Raw genomic sequence first — 16,911 nt, 5'->3', positions numbered from 1 at the left:
AATGGATACACAAAAAATTGAGACGGCTGTAAAAATGATTATCGAAGCGGTCGGTGAAGATGTTAACCGCGAAGGCTTGCAGGAAACTCCTGCTCGTGTAGCTCGCATGTACCAAGAGATTTTTTCAGGACTTGGTCAAACTGCGGAGGAGCATTTGTCAAAATCCTTTGAAATTATTGATGACAATATGGTAGTAGAAAAGGATATCTTTTTCCATACCATGTGTGAACATCACTTCTTGCCATTTTATGGGAAAGCTCATATCGCCTACATTCCAGACGGACGTGTGGCAGGTTTGTCAAAGCTAGCTCGTACTGTGGAAGTTTATGCTAAAAAGCCACAGATTCAAGAACGCTTGAATATCGAAGTGGCTGATGCTTTGATGGACTATCTTGGTGCCAAAGGTGCTTTCGTTGTTATTGAAGCAGAGCATATGTGTATGAGCATGCGTGGTGTTCGAAAACCAGGAACTGCAACCTTGACAACAGTAGCTCGTGGAGTATTTGAGACAGACAAAGATCTTCGAGATCAAGCATACCGTCTTATGGGGTTATAAAAATCGATTCAAACGATTTTTTCTAGAAAGGACTAGTTATGGATCAATTGCGCATTAAGGACTTGGAAATTTTTGCCTATCATGGTCTTTTCCCGAGTGAGAAGGAACTGGGCCAAAAATTTATCATTGATGCAAGCTTATCCTATGATATGACCAAGGCTGCTACTGACTTAGATTTGGAAGCTTCTGTCCATTATGGCGAGCTCTGTCAGCAATGGACGACTTGGTTTCAGGAAACCACTGAAGACTTGATTGAAACAGTTGCCTACAAACTAGTAGAGCGTACTTTTGAAATCTATCCAATAGTTCAAGAAATTAAACTGGAACTCAAAAAACCATGGGCGCCTATTCATCTACCACTTGATACCTGTTCAGTAACCATCCATCGCCGCAAACAAAGAGCCTTTATTGCTCTAGGCAGCAATATGGGGGATAAGACGGCTAATCTCGAACTAGCTCTTGACAAGATGCGTACTCGAGAGATTCGTATTCTCAAAGAATCTAGTGTGATTACAACTGAGCCTTGGGGTGGTGTCGAGCAAGATAGTTTTGCCAATCAGGTGGTTGAAGTCGAAACTTGGCTGCCGGCTCCAGTCTTGTTAGAAACCTTGTTGGACATTGAGGCAGAAATGGGTCGGATTAGAGAAGTGCATTGGGGACCTCGTTTGATTGACTTGGACTTGCTCTTTGTAGAGGATCAAGTTATTTATACGGATGACCTCATCTTACCGCATCCTTATGTTGCTGAGCGACTCTTTGTCTTAGAGTCGCTGCAGGAAATTGCGCCTCATTTCATCCATCCAGTCCTAGGACAACCGATTCGTCACTTATATCTTCAATTGGAGAAAGAAAATGGGCAAGGTTTCTGAAACTTATAGTAAATGGAAAAGTATAGGGGAAGGTCTTGTAGCTATTGTCTTAGGGCTCCTCTTGATTTGTTTTGGGCAGGTAGTTCCGATACTGGGTTACCAACTCCTGATGGCCTACTTTTTCTTGTCGGCAGTTTGGCAACTATTGACGCGATGGTTTCAAGAAAAGTCCCGTAGAGAAAACATATTTGTAACTCTAGCCAAGCTTTTTCTTGCATTCATCCTATTTGATTCAGTCATCTTGCAGGACATCGCTCTCTATCTCTTGGTTATTATCATTGGAAGTTATCAGCTTTTTACAGGCCTAATCAGTCTGATTACCTGGTTACTATACCGGAAAAATCATATTCATCCAAGGATTAATTACTTATTTGATGCTTTATGGATGATGGGATTTGGTCTCTATAGTATTTCTCCTTTTCATGATGCGACAAATTTTGAATTACTCTTACTTGGTTTTTACTTACTGATGTTAGGGGCAAGCAGTCTCAGAGATGGTTTCTTTTTTGAAAAAGGGAGAAGCAATCCTAAGCTCAAGCGTAGAATGAGAATGACCCTGCCTATATTTATGACAGCCTTGATTCCCATCAGCACCTTACGACGATGGAATGAAAGGTTATCTAGTCATCAGGTAGAAGAAAATGAAGTGCATTTGGAGAGAAAAAATGAAAAATCTGTTGATTTAGAAATTTTCATCCATACTTCAGAATCATCTTTCTTCTTGGCCATGGGTCATGTAGATATCTGCTATCAAGGTCAGGTTATTTCCTACGGCTCTTATGACCCACATTCAGAACGCTTGTTTGGTACAATTGGCGACGGGGTTTTATTTAAGGCTAATCGTGAAAAATATATTGAACTTTGTAAGAGAGAAAGCCAGAAAACCCTATTCACCTATGGTTTAAGCCTGTCTCAACAACAGAAAAAAGCCATCGAAGAACGATTGAGAGAGATAGAAAGCCTCTTGATACCTTGGGAGCCAAGTTCACAACTACTGAAAAGAAGGGAAGGAGAGGTCAAACATACCTACTCTTATCAGCTGAAACACGAGGCTGATGCAACCCTCTATAAGTTCACATCATCTAAATTTAAAACCTACTTTGTTCTCAGTACAAACTGTGTTCTATTGGCCGACTCTATTGTTGGAGAGGCTGGAACTGATATCCTGAGTCCCCAAGGTTTTATCGTCCCTGGGACTTATCAGGACTATCTTGATTTAGAATTTAAAAAACCGAGTGGTATCGTGGTCAGTCGTTCTATTTATTAAAAAAAGAAAACTCTAGTCAGAAGGCTAGAGTTTTTAAAATAGGTCATTTTCTTCAGGTAGGAGGATGGTTTCCTTACCGTCCATATCCATAACAAGTACTTTCGGTGGGTACAATGGGTCAAAGGGATGATTAAAATCGAAGTCAATCGTTGTAGGTAGATGCTCACTTGAAAAACGGAAGGTGATGGAACCGTTACTGTTTAAGAGCTGAAATTCCAACTCATCTTCTAATTCAAAAACATGCTTTAAAAAATGATCAATAATGTACCAGATTGAGTCAATCACATCGTCTGGTAGATTGGTTACCACTCCAAAGCTAGCACAGCGTCTATGAGAATCCGTAAAAGCCATCCATGCCTCCTACTTAATTTTTTATTATCATACTGCAAACTGGCCTAAAAATCAAGAAAAGTAAACTGATTTACAAAAACATGATTATCGGTGAAAATTTTTCAAAGAAAGTTTATATATCCCTTGAAAATGCTTACAATTAGTGGTAAACTAGTAGTGGTGTAAACATGAAAACAAAATTTTCAACATTAGAAAGGAAACGGTATGAACACAGATGATACAGTAACAATTTATGACGTTGCCCGAGAAGCAGGAGTTTCAATGGCAACTGTCAGTCGTGTAGTCAATGGTAACAAGAATGTCAAAGAAAACACTCGTAAGAAAGTTCTAGAGGTGATTGATCGCCTAGACTATCGTCCAAATGCAGTAGCTCGTGGCTTGGCAAGCAAACGAACAACAACTGTTGGGGTTGTCATCCCAGATATCACTAACACGTATTTTGCTGCGCTAGCAAAAGGGATTGATGATATTGCAGAGATGTACAAATATAACATTGTCCTTGCGAATAGTGATGAGGATGATGAAAAAGAAGTGGCAGTAGTGAATACACTCTTTTCAAAACAAGTTGATGGTATTATCTTTATGGGCTATCACTTGACAGAGAAAATTCGCTCAGAGTTTTCACGTTCACGTACCCCTGTAGTTCTTGCAGGAACAGTGGATGTAGAACACCAGCTTCCAAGTGTTAATATTGACTATAAGAATGCTACTGCGGATGCTGTTCGCCATTTGTTGAAGCGTAACAAAAAAATTGCCTTTGTGAGTGGCCCGTTGGTAGATGATATTAACGGTAAAATTCGCTTGGTTGGCTACAAAGAAGCTTTGAAAGCAGCAGGAGTCAACTATAGTGAAGGACTTGTATTTGAATCTAAATATCGCTATGATGATGGTTATGCTTTGGCAGAGCGCTTAGTTTCTTCAAAAGCAACTGCAGCGATTGTGACTGGTGATGAATTGGCAGCTGGTCTCTTGAACGGCTTGGCTGATCATGGAGTTTCAGTACCAGAAGACTTTGAAATCATTACGAGTGATGATTCTCAAATCGCACGCTTTACTCGACCAAGCCTTACAACTATCGCACAACCCTTGTATGATTTAGGTGCGATTAGTATGCGTATGTTGACTAAAATTATGCATAAAGAGGAATTAGAAGAACGTGAAGTCCTCCTACCTCACGGTTTGACAGAACGCAAATCAACTCGCAAAAAGTAATAAAAAAACCAGGAATCTAGCTGATTTCCTGGTTTTTTATTATCCTTCCATATAAGCTTGGAGCTCATCGCCCTTAAGTCCAGCATTGATTGCAATAAGAAGCTTCAGTCGTGCTTTTTGAGCGTTAAGTTCTTTTACAAAATATACACCATCATTCTGAAGACAAACACCACCGCCTTCGTAGGCGTAAACAGGTTCTGCAATCCCATTGAAACAACGTGAGACTAGTGCAATAGGAAGTCCTGCTTGACTGAGAGATTTTAATTTTTCAGCTGTTTCCTTTGGTACATTTCCAGCGCCAAAAGCCTGAATAATCAATCCATCTAGTTGGTCAACAGGAAGTAAATCGAGAAGTTCATCGGTCATGCCCGCATAAACAGGGATAATAGGGACCAGCCCTTGAATGCTCTCAAGGTCAAAACGAACACGAGGTTCAGCCGTTTTGAAGTAGAGAATTTCCTGCTTCATAATGAGCCCGAGTGGTCCATGAGTTGGTGTTTGAAAGGTACTAACGTTAGTAGTATGCGTTTTTGTGACATATTTGGCGGCGTGAATTTCATCGTTCATAACGACCAACACACCCTTATCTGCAGCCTTGTCATCACTGGCCACTCGTAAGGCGCTAAGATAGTTGTAGACCCCATCACTTCCCAGTTCATTGGAAGATCTCATGGCACCTGTCAGGACGATAGGTATATGAGGTACCTCCATGGTGTCGAGGAAATAAGCCGTTTCTTCTAAAGTATCAGTACCGTGTGTAATGACAACACCATCATAGGCTGATGCCTCTTGTTTAATCTTTTTGTAGAGGGCTAACATGTGTTTAGGCTTGATATGGGGACTAGGTAAATTTAAAAAATCCAAGGAATGGACTTCGATACCTTCGAGAGGATTAGAGATATGATTCATAGGGTTATCAGCACTAGTCCTTACAGCTCCAGATTCATCTGCCTGCATGGAGATAGTGCCACCGGTATGTAAAACAAGGATTTTCTTAGTCATGATTCACTCACTTTTTCTGAAATATGGTATAATCATTGTATCATAAAAGAAAGGAATGAGATAGAATGGAAGTCAAAGCTGTATTTTTTGATATTGATGGAACGCTTGTAAATGACAGTAAGAGTGTTTTGAAGTCCACTAAGGAAGCTATCAAGATTGTGAAAGAACAAGGGGTGCTTGTTGGGGTAGCAACAGGGCGAGGACCTTTTTTTGTTAAGGATTTGATGGATGATTTGGATCTGGATTTTGCAGTGACCTACAATGGCCAATATATCTTTAACAAAGATCGAGTTCTTTTTGCTAGCCCTATTGATAAGAGAAGTCTCAGACAAATCATCTCTTATGCCAAGGAAAATCGAAAAGAGATTGCCATGGGAACGCGACAAGACGTTGTCGGTTCTCGGATTATGTCCTTTGGACTCAGCCCTCTTTCACAGCTAGTTAGTCGATTTGTACCTAAATTTTTGACTCGTACTGTTAGTCATTCCTTTAATCGTATGGTCAGTAAGGCCCTTCCTCAGAAGGAAGATGATTTGTTGAACTTAATCAATCAACCAATCTATCAGGTGCTTATGTTGATGACGCCTGAGGAGACAAACCATGCTGCTGAAGTATTAAATCATTTGAAATTTACCAGAAGTAATCCATTCGCGGCCGATATTATCAATCAAGGAAATTCTAAGTTAGAGGGTATCCGTCGTGTCGGGAAAGAGTATGGTTTTGATCTCAATCAAGTCATGGCCTTTGGGGACTCAGATAATGACTTGGAAATGTTGGCTGGTGTTGGGATGTCTGTTGCCATGGGAAATGGTAGCAACAGCGTAAAAGAAGTTGCTAAGCATATTACTGCCAGCAACCAAAATGATGGGATTCACAAGGCTTTGGAATATTTTGGAGTTTTGTCTTCTGAAAAAGTCTTTGTCAGTCGTGACTATCATTTTAACAAGGTTAAAACCTTCCATCATATGATGGACGAGCGAACTCAAGAAGAACCAATAGCTTGGGATTTGCAAGGGGCGACTTATCGCGCCGGCTTTAAGATTGAAGAGTTAGTTGAATTTGTCCGTGCTGCAAGCAATTCTGAAGAGGAATTTCAACAAGCTGTACAAGATTTGCACCAGGCGCTTGATGTATCAGCAGATAAAGTTTCTCAAAAAATACCGGCTGCAAGTACTTTGGTTGGACAAGTCGATGCCTTGATTGACACCCTCTATTTTACATATGGTAGTTTTGTACTGATGGGAGTGGACCCAGAGCGGATATTCGAGATTGTCCATCAGGCAAACATGGGTAAAATATTCCCAGATGGCAAGGCACAGTTTGATCCTGTGACTCACAAGATACTTAAGCCGGAAGGCTGGGAGGAGAAGTATGCTCCAGAACCAGCTATCAAGAAGGAGCTTGAGCGTCAGATTAGAGCTTATGAACGTCATAAAGAAAGAAAAAATAAACAATAAAAAGGAGCGCATTGGCTCCTTTTTTAGTCTAATTATAAAGTTTTATCCTTGTCTCGGACGACGAGAAGGTCAACGCTTGTGTGGCGAAGGATATATTCAGATGAAGAGCCGACAAGTAAACGTTCGAAGGCGTTAAGCCCTGTTGCTCCAACCAAAATCAAATCAACGTGTTCTTGATCAGGGATTGTTTTAGCCAAAAGAGTTTTAGGATTTCCCATTTCGATGACAACTTGAATATCTTTAAGACCAGCATCTTTTGCACGCTTTTCATATTCTGCCATCAAATCTTGGGCCTCAACTTGTAACTCTTCGTAAACTTCTGCATCGAATGTTGAAATGCTTTGAAGAGCACGAGTATCGATTACATGCGCAATGGTTAATTTAGCCTGGTTACGTAATGCTGACTGAACTCCTTTGATAAAAGCCAAATCAGCTTCTTTAGAACCGTCGACTGCTACCATGATGTTTTCGTAACGTTGTGTCATAGCAAAAACCTCCTCATTTCTTATCACCTTCATTGTAATCCTTTTCACTAAAAAAGTAAAGTAAAACATGATAGCAAAAATGCTTTTTGACTTTGACTTTGAGAGTGTTATAATTAAAGGAGAGAATGCAAGAGGGGATCATATGACAAAAATTGCGGTACTTTCAGATATCCATGGAAATACAAGAGCACTGGAAGCTGTTTTAGCAGATGCAGAGAAGGCAGGCGCTGAGGAATATTGGCTTTTGGGAGATATTCTCATGCCTGGAACAGGACGAAAAAATATTCTCAGACGATTAGAGGACTTGCCGATTACGGTTCGAGTTTTGGGGAATTGGGAAGAGAGTTTATGGCGGGCTGCTCATCGAAAATTAGATACAAGTAGACCTAGCCATCGCTACCTCTTGCGCCAATGTCAGTATATTATGGAAGAAATTAGTATAGATGATATTGAAGCTCTACAGGCATTTCCCATGCACACACACCGCCAGTTTGGAAATCTGAAGGTAGGGATAAGCCATCATTTGCCGGATAAAAATTGGGGAAGAGAACTGATCCATCTTGGCAAGCAGGAGGATTTTGACCGTTTGGTAACCAATCCTGACTGTGATATTGCGATTTATGGGCATATTCACCAGCAATTTCTTCGCTATGGGAGCGAGGGACAACTCATTTTAAATCCAGGTTCAATTGGGCAACCCTTCTTTTTATCAGCAAGTCTACGTGAGGATTTGCGGGCGCAATATATGATTTTGGATTTTGATGACCAAGGCTTGAAGGATATAGATTTTCGTCGTGTTGATTACGATGTTGAGTCAGAATTACAATTGGCTAGAGATTTGAAATTGCCCTATTATGAGGTATACTATGAAAGCTTAGTCAATGGAATTCACCATACTCATAATCAGGACTTGTTGCACGAAATTGCTCAGAGTCAAGGACATGATGTTGAATTGGACGACTGGCTTAGTCGTAACTCTTGACATTACAACTCTAGGAGATATAATAAATATAAGAGAAGAATGAGCTTTGTTGATAATAAAGGAGGACTGCATGCAAATTTCAAGCCGATTTACCATTGCGACACATATGTTGGTAATCATTGCCCTAAAAGGGAAGGAAAGCAAGGTGACTAGTGATTTTCTCGCTAGTAGTGTTGGAGTCAATCCTGTTATTATCCGAAAAACTTTGTCCCAACTGAAAAAAGCAGACTTGATTTCCGTCGCGCGTGGAACTGGAGGGGCAGAAATTATCAAAAATCTTGAGGATATCAGTCTTTTGGATATTTATCAAGCGGTGGAATGCCTTGGAAAGACTGGACAACTCTTTAGTTTCCATGATAATCCTAATCCTGACTGTCCAGTAGGAGCCAATATTCATGGGGTTTTAGATGAAAAGTTAGATAAAATTCAAGAAGCCATGGAAGAAGAATTAAGCCAAACCAGTCTTGCTCAAGTTGTGGCAGATGCAGAGAGTAGGATAGAAGGATAAGAGGACCTTAGTTCCTCTTTTTCTATGTGGATAATTATGATGAAATGTAATTAGATAAAGGAGAAGAAGATGTATCTTGCTACAGGAATTATATCAGCCTTTATCCGTGAATTTGTAGCTCTATGTGTGACATTAAAGTGGCTCTTTATGTTCTTCTACGGATTATGATTCCTAGCTCTTCTTTTATCCTATAAGGGAATTCTTTGGTAATAAAAGTCTCTATTTTAACTCGTTCATGTAAAAAAGCAAGAATTTTTTAGTTCTTGCTTTTTTATTGATTATTTGTGACGTGCTGTCTTATTGAAGTTTATAGCTCTATTTTTCCTCTTTTTTCTTTAGGAAGCTTCCAAGTCCAAGAAGGGACAGAATGCTGAATCCGGCAAGAGCAAGAGGTGATTTGTTTTCAGTTCCTGTGTTTGGAAGGACTTTTTGAGAAAGAGCCTCTACAACAGTTTCTTGAGTTTCAGGCTGGACAGCTAGGTTTTGGGCCTGATTTTGTTCTACTTTCAAGCTAGAAAGATCAAATTCTGGCTTTTCTTCCACAGCTGGAGCGACAATGGCACCACCTTGAGACAAGCGGAGAACGACAGCAGTGAGAGCGTTCAATTGCAAGCCTTTTTCAGTCCATTCGAGACCTTGCGGGTTGGCAATTCCTACTGGTCCTGCTTGGTTTTCATCAGCCAAGACTTCGGCCTTTCTCAAGTGAGCAAAGTCTGTTCCTAGAGTGAATTCACGAGCCTTTTCATCTGCATTGACAAAGACAGCGTAGATATCCCCATTTGGAGCAGTAATTTGGTAGCCGATGACCACGTCTTCTTTTTCAACACCATTTTGTCCTGGGACAGTAATGAGGCGGACACGCTCCTTGATATCTTGTAGACTCTTGAGTCGGAAGGCATCTGTAGATTGACGAAGAGCAATCAATCCTTTCATGTAGTCGCGACTCTTAACATTTTCAGGATATGCTTTTTTATCTGTTGCCTTGGTCCAGTCAAACTTGTTGACAGCATCGCTAGAGTCATAAGAGTCATGGATGAAGTATGGATAGACAAATGGATTGCCGTCTTTATCACGCAACAAGTGAGACTTGTTTGGAACCTTGTCCTCTGAAACAGGAGTTTTGTAGGCTGGATCCAGGAATTGTTTGGTACGCCCGTATTCCTGACCAGAGTGGATAAACGGAGTTCCTTGAGCCGTCAAAACCATGAGGTTTCCAAGTCGCAAGCGACGATGGATTTCAGCATAGTTTTTGGCCTTACTTGGGTCTTTTTTGATAGATTGGGCGATGATGTCAAAGAGAGTCAAGTTATCATGGGCTGCGATATACTGGATAACATCTCCTGGGTTGTCCGCTTCAAAGTTAGTTGGTTGAGCAATGAGATTTTTAAAGATGGTATTGATATCACGTTTACCACCTGTGATAAAGGCAGGCTGCCCTTCGTTTGGATAGCCAGACTTGAGGTTGTTGCGGATGTCGTCTGAAAAGACAGCGACAGTATCTGTTTTCTTCATCCAATCTTGGTCAGCAGGTTTAGTAGGAGTATTTTCATCACCAGTATAAGTTCTCCAACCTTCGCCTAGCATGATTAAATTTGGATTGAGGGCACGTGCAGCCTTGTATGCTTCTTCGATTGAAGCCGCATCGTGGTCTCCCATCATATCGAAACGGAAGCCATCCACTTTGTAAGTTTCAACCAGATACTTGATAGAGTCAACTAGGACTCGTTTAGACATGTAGTGGGTTGTTCCTAAACGACCGCCTCCAAAGCTAGTACGTGGAGTTCCGTCTGCGTCCATAAAGTGGTAGTAGTTTGGCTCAATGTCCTCAAAAATGTCAACATTGGCAGTATGGTTGTATACTACGTCTAAGATAGCACCCATGCCACGTTTATGGATTTCGTTGATGAGATTTTTGAATTCCTCGATACGTTTTTCTGGATCCTTGGGATTGCTAGAGTACATACCAGTCAAGGAGAAGTAGTTTTGAGGGTCATATCCCCAGTTGTAGTTGCTGTTGCTTGAAGCATAGGCAGATAATCGCTCTTTGTTTTTCAATTCATTGACATAGTAGTAAGACAAGACTGGGAGAAGTTGGATGTGGGTCACGCCCAAATCTTTGAGATAATCGAGCTTCTCGATAAAGGCTTCAAAGGTACCAAATGGTTTAGTCAAATCTTTTGCGATGGCAGGATCTGAAGTGAAGTCACGAACATGTGCCTCGTAGATGACAGCATCTTCACGTGATTTGAAGTTGCGAATCTTACCATAAGTCAAGTCTTGTGGACCTAGTTTTGATGGGTCTACAAAGGCAGCTTTAGCTACTTTATGGGCAGGGTCTGTTTTTGCTAGGTCACCATTCCAAGCTGCCAGTGATTTGGCATAAGGGTCAAGAACGAGGACAGTTTTACCTTGGCGTTCGATTTGGTAGTGGTAGTAGTAGCCAGTATAGTTGCTGATGCCAAGTCCTGAATTCTCATCCAGGGTTTGGTTCCAAGTTCCTTTTTCTCCCTTTTTAAGATCGACGGTTCCAACAACTTTTTCAGGGTCCTTCTTGTCGTAGACGACAACGGAAACTTTATCAGCACTTGGAGACCAGAGAGTCAAATCAACACGTTTGCCATCTTCTTTAAGAGTTGCACCGAGTGGGCCATCGTAACTATAAGTCTCGTCTTTGAGACGCCAGCTAGAACGAGTTGTAAAGCGATCTGAATTATAGCTGACAGTGTAAGGGTTTTGAGTGTCAGAGAAGTCACCGATATAGGTCACTTTCTTACCAGCTTCATCCACTTCCACGTCTGTGATAGCTACTTTATTTCCTTGATAATCAGTGATGCCGGAGTGTTTGAGGATATCGTCTTTCTTAGCTCCAACTAGTGTAGAGAAACTACTTTCGATACGAGATTTTGCCACATGTTGGGCACCAGTCATGCGAATATCGTGAACATAGTAGGGGTTGGTGTAGATGGTTTCGTCATCATCTTTGAGGAAAATCTGACTGTGATTTTTTAGATCAGTGAATTTATAGTCTTCTTTTCTGATTTTCACGTCATCGCCTTTCTTGCTTTCATCTAATAGTAAAAATCCAAATTCTCTTGCAGCTTCATTCAGTGGAATATCAATGTAGCGACCGTGTTTTCCAGTTGCTGTAAAGTCTGTTCCGTCAGGCCATTCACCATTACTTGGGTTTTTGACATCACCCCAGTACCAGAGAGATTTTTTATCATAGTTACCATCAGTACGGTAGTAGTTGACGCGGACAGTTCCCGCAGGCTGAGGTTGGTAGTTGTAAACTTTGTAGTTTTCATCTAGCCAAGCTTCATTCATTTTTGGAGATAGACGCTCTACAGAACGGTCTCCAGTAAGATTATCCCCTTTTGTATTATTGATGAGGAAGCTGACTTTCTTGGCTTGTTCATTTTTGAGTTTGACATCTAGGTAATAGCCATAATCGTCTTGTTTGGCATCTTTAAATGACTGGGCTCCATTTGGCCAATTTTCAGAAGGTTTTTCTACATCGTCCCAAGTCCAGAGACCTTGAGAATCCTTAGCTTTTTCTGGGAGTTTTTTTACATGGATGCGGAAGTAGTTGTCTGCGATTGGAGTTTCAGAATTAGTTTCTACTTTTGTTTTTTCATCTGAAACTGGACTTGCAGCTACTTCAGTTTTTTTATCCTCTGAAGTTGTGGCTGGCTCGTCTTTCTTTTCTACTTGATCGCTTGAAGGATTGGTTGTAGCACCCTCAGCTTTAGCACTTTCAGTAGTTAAAGCTACTTCAGATTCTTTAGCCTTTTCTTCAGTTTTAAGGGAATCGTTTTCATTGTTTTGACCAGAAACAGGAATTGGAGCTGGCATAGAATCTGTATCTGCAGGGTTAACAGTAACAGCGCTTACATTTTCTCTAGTGCTTGATAAATTCTCATCTGCAGCAACATGAGGAGTTGCAAGTGCAAGTAGGATAAAGCTAGCACCAATAAGGACTGATCCTGTTCCGTTTTTCAAAGAACGGATACTATAAACCATTTTTTTCTCGTGTTGAGGGAATATGTTCTTCATCAATAGTCTCCTATAAATTTATTTTAAAATTAGTATAACACAGGGTAAAAAATTATGCAAGCGTTTTCCTAAATGTTTGTTTTATGGCAACAAGAAACTCTCCTTATTTTTTAAGGAGAGTCTTTATAATAGAAATAGTTGGAAAGAAGTAGACAGAAAAGCTTGATGACTGAAGAAAAAATGAAGTAGAATTATTTCAGCGCTTGTTCTAAGAAGTGATTATCTTATCGCCGATGTGAGAAATAGTTGAGAAGGTTTATCAAGGAAAAGATGGTCAGAACTATAAAGTATTTGGGTCTGAATGTCTGAGAAACCATGATTTTTAAGAGTCTCCTCAAGTTCCGAAATAATAAAACCATGGTTTTCTCCATCTGGTACGGTATAATCAGCGATAAATAGTTGTCCTCCGGGAGTCAAATGTTCCTGAAACATAGCTAGACTAGAATCAAGATGAGGCATGTGATGAAGAACACGACTAACGATAATGAGATCGAATGTTTGCTCTAATGGCTTAAGCAATAAGTCTTGTTGAATCAAGTGTAGATTTTCAAGTTTTTGGTTTTTAACCTTGATACGAGCTTGCTCCAGCATTTTTTCTGCGATGTCAACCAAGGTCACTGACTTGGCTTGTTTGGCTAGAGGAAGAGCGATAAGTCCAGTTCCTCCTCCAAAATCCAGGATTGATTTGGTAGATAGCTCAGAGACTTGTTGCTTGATCTCTGCATTTACAAGGTCTGCTAGAAATTGATTTTTGGGAGAATCGAAAGATTCTGCTCGATGATTAAAATGATGTTCCATGTCAATAGTGTAGCATAAAGAGAAGATGTTTTAAAATTTTGGCTACGTCTTGTTGAAAAGGTATAGAATTGTCAACTGGTGTATAGATTTTTAACTTTGATAAGGACCGGAGATTTTTGGGATTTTGATTGAAAGAGTTAAGGAAATAAAGAGGAGAAAAACTTGAAATCATGTTATAATAAAGGGATAGAATCGTAAGAAAGAGTGGATGAATTTTGATTATTCCGACTTATAATTGGCAATTTGCACCTCAAGTTGAGGATGCGGATTTTACAAAAATCGCCAAGAAAGCTGGGCTAGGGCCTGAAGCTGCTCGTCTATTATTTAGCCGTGGTATTAAGGATGAAGATAGTTTGTCTCGTTTTTTGGCACCAAGTCTAGATGATTTGCATGATCCCTATCTTCTCCACGATATGGATAAGGCAGTGAATCGCATTCGTCGTGCTATAGAGCAGGGTGAATTTATTCTCGTTTATGGAGACTACGATGCAGATGGGATGACATCAGCTTCTATCCTTAAAGAAACATTAGAACAACTAGGAGCCGAGTGTTTAGTCTATCTTCCTAATCGTTTTACAGATGGTTATGGTCCTAATGCCAGTGTTTACAAGTACTTCATTGAGCAACAAGAGATATCCTTGATTGTAACCGTAGATAATGGAGTTGCAGGTCATGAGGCTATTGACTTGGCTCAATCTATGGGAGTAGATGTTATTGTAACGGATCACCATTCTCTACCGGAGGTCTTACCTGATGCTTATGCAATCGTTCATCCGGAGCATCCTGAAGCAGACTATCCTTTTAAACATTTGGCGGGTTGTGGGGTGGCTTTTAAACTAGCTTGTGCCCTCTTGGAAGAAGTGCAGGTTGAGTTGCTTGATTTGGTTGCTATTGGGACAATTGCTGATATGGTCAGTTTGACTGATGAAAATCGCATCATGCTTCAGTACGGTTTAGAAGTTTTACGCAACACTCAACGAATCGGGCTTCAAGAGTTATTTGAAATAGCAGGGATTTCTAGCAGTGATGTGACAGAAGAAACTGTTGGTTTTCAGTTAGCACCACGATTAAATGCCCTAGGACGCTTGGATGATCCTAATCCTGCTATTGAGTTACTAACTGGCTTTGATGATGAAGAGGTACGTGAGATTGCCCTCATGATTCAAGATAAAAATGAAGAACGCAAGGAAATTGTTCAGGCTATTTATGAAGAAGCTAAAAGCTTGGTAGACCCTAACAAAAGTGTTCAAGTTTTAGCCAAAGAAGGTTGGAACCCAGGAGTGCTTGGGATTGTAGCTGGTCGCTTGTTGGAAGAATTAGGGCAGACAGTTATTGTTCTGAATATTGAAGATGGCCGTGCCAAGGGGAGTGCTCGAAGTATTGAAGCAGTCGATATCTTTGAAGCCTTGAATCCGCATCGGGAACTTTTTATAGCCTTTGGTGGGCATGCAGGCGCTGCAGGTATGACACTTGAAGCGGAACAGCTAGACACCTTGTCGGAAATTTTAGAAACCTATGTAAAAGACAAAGGGATAGATGCCAAGGGCAAGAATACATTATATCTAGATGAAGAATTAGATTTGGAAAGCCTAAGTTTAGAGACGGTTAAAAGCTTTGAACGATTAGCTCCTTTTGGAATGGATAACCAAAAACCTGTTTTTTATATTCGAGATTTTCAAGTTGAAAATGCTCGTTCTATGGGAGCGGGAGATAGTCATCTAAAATTAAAGATTTCCAAAGGGACCGCGAGCTTTGAGGTAGTAGCTTTTGGTCAAGGATCAAAGGCTACAGAGTTTTCTCAGGTAAAACAACTGGAATTGGCAGTTACCCTTTCTGTTAACCAATGGAATGGGCAAACAACCCTCCAGTTGATGATGGTAGATGCCCGTGTGGACGGTGTTCAACTTTTTAACATCCGTAGTAAGAGTGTAGAGCTACCAGAGGGAGTGCCTGTCCTAGATTTTACCAGTGATTTACCAAAAATGCTTTCTAGCCCAGCAATCGTTGTAAAAAATATTCCCGAGAATCTCAGTCTTCTCAAACAAGTGTTACAAGAACAGAATTTCTCTGCTATTTACTTTAAAAATGATATCGCTAAAGCATACTATTTGACAGGTTATGGTACAAGAGAGCAATTCGCTAAGCTTTATAAGACAATCTACCAGTTCCCGGAATTTGATATTCGTTATAAGCTCAAGGACTTATCAGCTTATTTGAAGATAGAACAGATTTTGCTAGTCAAAATGATTCAGATTTTTGAAGAACTTGGTTTTGTTACGATTGAAAATGGTGTAATGAAAGTAAATAAAGATGCTGCCAAGCGGGACATCGCTGAAAGTCAGATTTATCAAAATCTCAAACAAACTGTTAAAGATCAAGAAATGATGGCACTTGGAACAGTACAGGAAATCTATGACTTTTTAATGGAAAAATAGAAGAAAAGAAGCTGAGATAATCTATCTCAGTTTTTGTTGTCTCTTATAATTTTTAAATTATTTGTTCTTTAGAATGTTATGTAGTAAAAGTATACATATTTGTAACATGACTACAACATAATTCTAAAACAACTGACATGTAAATCAGGTATGATTCTCTTGTCAACAAAAAAATTAAAAATAATCAATAAAATTTTAGGAGAAAATTATTATGAAAAAAACAGTTGCTAAACTGACTCTTGGTTTAACATCTACAGCTATTTTGGCGACAGTTGGAGCTCAAACTGTTAGTGCATCTTCTTACGTTGTCCAAGACGGAGATTCATTTTTTGGTATTGCTACTGCAAATGGCATGGATCCTTATGAGTTGGCAGCAAATAACGGGAAAAGCATTTTTGATATGATCCACCCAGGGGATGTGTTAGAAGTAAGCGGTCCAGCTCAGGCTACTTATTCATACGGTGCTCCGGCTTCTGAGGCGACTAGTACTTTGAATCCTGCTTCAGATGATGATGTTGTCGTGAATACTCCGACAGACTATGGGAACTCATATCCTGTTGGTCAGTGTACATGGGGCGTAAAAGAATTGGCTCCTTGGGCTAGCAACTGGTGGGGAAATGCTAATACTTGGGCGATTTATGCTAGTGCTCAAGGTTATCGTGTAGGAGATGTTCCAGTAGTAGGTGCAATCGCCGTTTGGGACGGTGGTGAATATGGACACGTTGCTTATGTGACAGATGTACAAAGTGAAAATTCTATTCAGGTATTGGAAGCAAACTACAGACGTCAAAAACAAATTGCTAACTATCGTGGTTTCTTTAATCCACATGAATTTTTAGGTAAAGTTACTTACATTTATCCAAACTAAAGATGATTAAAAAGATTTAGAGCTTCTAAATCTTTTTTTTATTTGTGAGTAAGCTCCTTATTACGATT

Annotated in this window: 14 protein-coding genes; 9 read left to right on the top strand and 5 right to left on the bottom strand. The window is 40.2% G+C overall.

What is annotated here, in order from left to right:
- Position 1: 1 nt before the first annotated feature.
- The 3 genes from folE to M1F91_RS04655 are packed head-to-tail and all read left to right on the top strand — an operon-like array spanning position 2 to position 2,692.
- Positions 2 to 556: a GTP cyclohydrolase I FolE gene (gene folE / locus M1F91_RS04665; RefSeq protein ID WP_045614600.1), complete on the top strand. Its 555-nt coding sequence runs from the start codon at positions 2 to 4 to the stop codon at positions 554 to 556.
- A 38-nt stretch (positions 557 to 594) separates the two neighbouring features.
- Positions 595 to 1,425, top strand: a complete 831-nt coding sequence (folK, locus tag M1F91_RS04660; RefSeq protein WP_247912826.1) for a 2-amino-4-hydroxy-6-hydroxymethyldihydropteridine diphosphokinase — start codon at positions 595 to 597, stop codon at positions 1,423 to 1,425.
- Positions 1,409 to 2,692: a DUF308 domain-containing protein gene (locus tag M1F91_RS04655; RefSeq protein ID WP_247912825.1), complete on the top strand. Its 1,284-nt coding sequence runs from the start codon at positions 1,409 to 1,411 to the stop codon at positions 2,690 to 2,692. Before folK ends, M1F91_RS04655 begins: the two co-directional genes overlap by 17 nt.
- Positions 2,693 to 2,725: 33 nt before the next feature.
- Here the strand turns inward: M1F91_RS04655 and M1F91_RS04650 are convergent, their stop codons facing one another.
- Positions 2,726 to 3,043, bottom strand: a complete 318-nt coding sequence (locus M1F91_RS04650; RefSeq protein ID WP_004251754.1) for a DUF960 domain-containing protein — start codon at positions 3,041 to 3,043, stop codon at positions 2,726 to 2,728.
- Between the two features lie 204 nt (positions 3,044 to 3,247).
- Between M1F91_RS04650 and ccpA the strand changes: the two genes are divergently transcribed.
- Positions 3,248 to 4,255 carry a catabolite control protein A gene (ccpA, locus tag M1F91_RS04645; RefSeq protein WP_004251755.1) on the top strand — a complete coding sequence of 336 codons (1,008 nt, stop codon included), beginning with the start codon at positions 3,248 to 3,250 and terminating at the stop codon, positions 4,253 to 4,255.
- 39 nt (positions 4,256 to 4,294) lie between these two features.
- Here ccpA and M1F91_RS04640 read toward each other — a convergent pair whose 3' ends face one another.
- The gene (locus M1F91_RS04640) at positions 4,295 to 5,257 is read right to left on the bottom strand and encodes an asparaginase (protein ID WP_247912824.1); all 963 of its coding nucleotides are present in this window, start codon (positions 5,255 to 5,257) and stop codon (positions 4,295 to 4,297) included.
- A gap of 65 nt (positions 5,258 to 5,322) precedes the next feature.
- Between M1F91_RS04640 and M1F91_RS04635 the strand changes: the two genes are divergently transcribed.
- On the top strand, positions 5,323 to 6,714 hold the full coding sequence (locus tag M1F91_RS04635) for a Cof-type HAD-IIB family hydrolase (protein WP_247912823.1): 1,392 nt from the start codon (positions 5,323 to 5,325) through the stop codon (positions 6,712 to 6,714).
- Positions 6,715 to 6,746: 32 nt separating this feature from the next.
- Here M1F91_RS04635 and M1F91_RS04630 read toward each other — a convergent pair whose 3' ends face one another.
- Positions 6,747 to 7,199 (bottom strand): universal stress protein, encoded by a 453-nt coding sequence (locus tag M1F91_RS04630; protein ID WP_247912822.1) that lies wholly within the window; start codon positions 7,197 to 7,199, stop codon positions 6,747 to 6,749.
- 142 nt (positions 7,200 to 7,341) lie between these two features.
- On the opposite strand from M1F91_RS04630, the gene M1F91_RS04625 reads away from it, so the two are divergent.
- A complete protein-coding gene (locus M1F91_RS04625; RefSeq protein ID WP_247912821.1) occupies positions 7,342 to 8,181 on the top strand; it encodes a metallophosphoesterase family protein in 840 nt (279 codons plus the stop codon).
- A gap of 70 nt (positions 8,182 to 8,251) precedes the next feature.
- Positions 8,252 to 8,689, top strand: a complete 438-nt coding sequence (locus tag M1F91_RS04620) for an Rrf2 family transcriptional regulator (protein ID WP_247912820.1) — start codon at positions 8,252 to 8,254, stop codon at positions 8,687 to 8,689.
- A 315-nt stretch (positions 8,690 to 9,004) separates the two neighbouring features.
- On the opposite strand, the gene M1F91_RS04615 is transcribed toward M1F91_RS04620, so the two are convergent.
- Together M1F91_RS04615 and M1F91_RS04610 are read right to left on the bottom strand one after the other, a co-directional pair.
- Entirely contained in the window at positions 9,005 to 12,742 is a 3,738-nt protein-coding gene (locus tag M1F91_RS04615) for a pullulanase (RefSeq protein ID WP_247912819.1), read from the bottom strand.
- Between the two features lie 219 nt (positions 12,743 to 12,961).
- Positions 12,962 to 13,540 (bottom strand): class I SAM-dependent methyltransferase, encoded by a 579-nt coding sequence (locus M1F91_RS04610; protein ID WP_247912818.1) that lies wholly within the window; start codon positions 13,538 to 13,540, stop codon positions 12,962 to 12,964.
- A gap of 215 nt (positions 13,541 to 13,755) precedes the next feature.
- On the opposite strand from M1F91_RS04610, the gene recJ reads away from it, so the two are divergent.
- On the top strand, positions 13,756 to 15,975 hold the full coding sequence (recJ, locus tag M1F91_RS04605; protein WP_247912817.1) for a single-stranded-DNA-specific exonuclease RecJ: 2,220 nt from the start codon (positions 13,756 to 13,758) through the stop codon (positions 15,973 to 15,975).
- Positions 15,976 to 16,186: 211 nt separating this feature from the next.
- Positions 16,187 to 16,843 (top strand): CHAP domain-containing protein, encoded by a 657-nt coding sequence (locus tag M1F91_RS04600; RefSeq protein WP_247912816.1) that lies wholly within the window; start codon positions 16,187 to 16,189, stop codon positions 16,841 to 16,843.
- The last annotated feature ends 68 nt before the right edge of the window (positions 16,844 to 16,911 follow it).

It is taken from the genome of Streptococcus sp. oral taxon 431 (genome assembly GCF_023110115.1).
GTDB lineage: Bacteria > Bacillota > Bacilli > Lactobacillales > Streptococcaceae > Streptococcus.
This window is presented reverse-complemented; position numbering and strand designations above follow the sequence as displayed.

Coding starts and splice junctions, on each gene's coding strand:
- folE (WP_045614600.1), top strand. CDS start 2: ATGGATACACAAAAAATTGAGACGGCTGTAAAAATGATTATCGAAGCG.
- folK (WP_247912826.1), top strand. CDS start 595: ATGGATCAATTGCGCATTAAGGACTTGGAAATTTTTGCCTATCATGGT.
- M1F91_RS04655 (WP_247912825.1), top strand. CDS start 1,409: ATGGGCAAGGTTTCTGAAACTTATAGTAAATGGAAAAGTATAGGGGAA.
- M1F91_RS04650 (WP_004251754.1), bottom strand. CDS start 3,043: ATGGCTTTTACGGATTCTCATAGACGCTGTGCTAGCTTTGGAGTGGTA.
- ccpA (WP_004251755.1), top strand. CDS start 3,248: ATGAACACAGATGATACAGTAACAATTTATGACGTTGCCCGAGAAGCA.
- M1F91_RS04640 (WP_247912824.1), bottom strand. CDS start 5,257: ATGACTAAGAAAATCCTTGTTTTACATACCGGTGGCACTATCTCCATG.
- M1F91_RS04635 (WP_247912823.1), top strand. CDS start 5,323: ATGGAAGTCAAAGCTGTATTTTTTGATATTGATGGAACGCTTGTAAAT.
- M1F91_RS04630 (WP_247912822.1), bottom strand. CDS start 7,199: ATGACACAACGTTACGAAAACATCATGGTAGCAGTCGACGGTTCTAAA.
- M1F91_RS04625 (WP_247912821.1), top strand. CDS start 7,342: ATGACAAAAATTGCGGTACTTTCAGATATCCATGGAAATACAAGAGCA.
- M1F91_RS04620 (WP_247912820.1), top strand. CDS start 8,252: ATGCAAATTTCAAGCCGATTTACCATTGCGACACATATGTTGGTAATC.
- M1F91_RS04615 (WP_247912819.1), bottom strand. CDS start 12,742: ATGAAGAACATATTCCCTCAACACGAGAAAAAAATGGTTTATAGTATC.
- M1F91_RS04610 (WP_247912818.1), bottom strand. CDS start 13,540: ATGGAACATCATTTTAATCATCGAGCAGAATCTTTCGATTCTCCCAAA.
- M1F91_RS04600 (WP_247912816.1), top strand. CDS start 16,187: ATGAAAAAAACAGTTGCTAAACTGACTCTTGGTTTAACATCTACAGCT.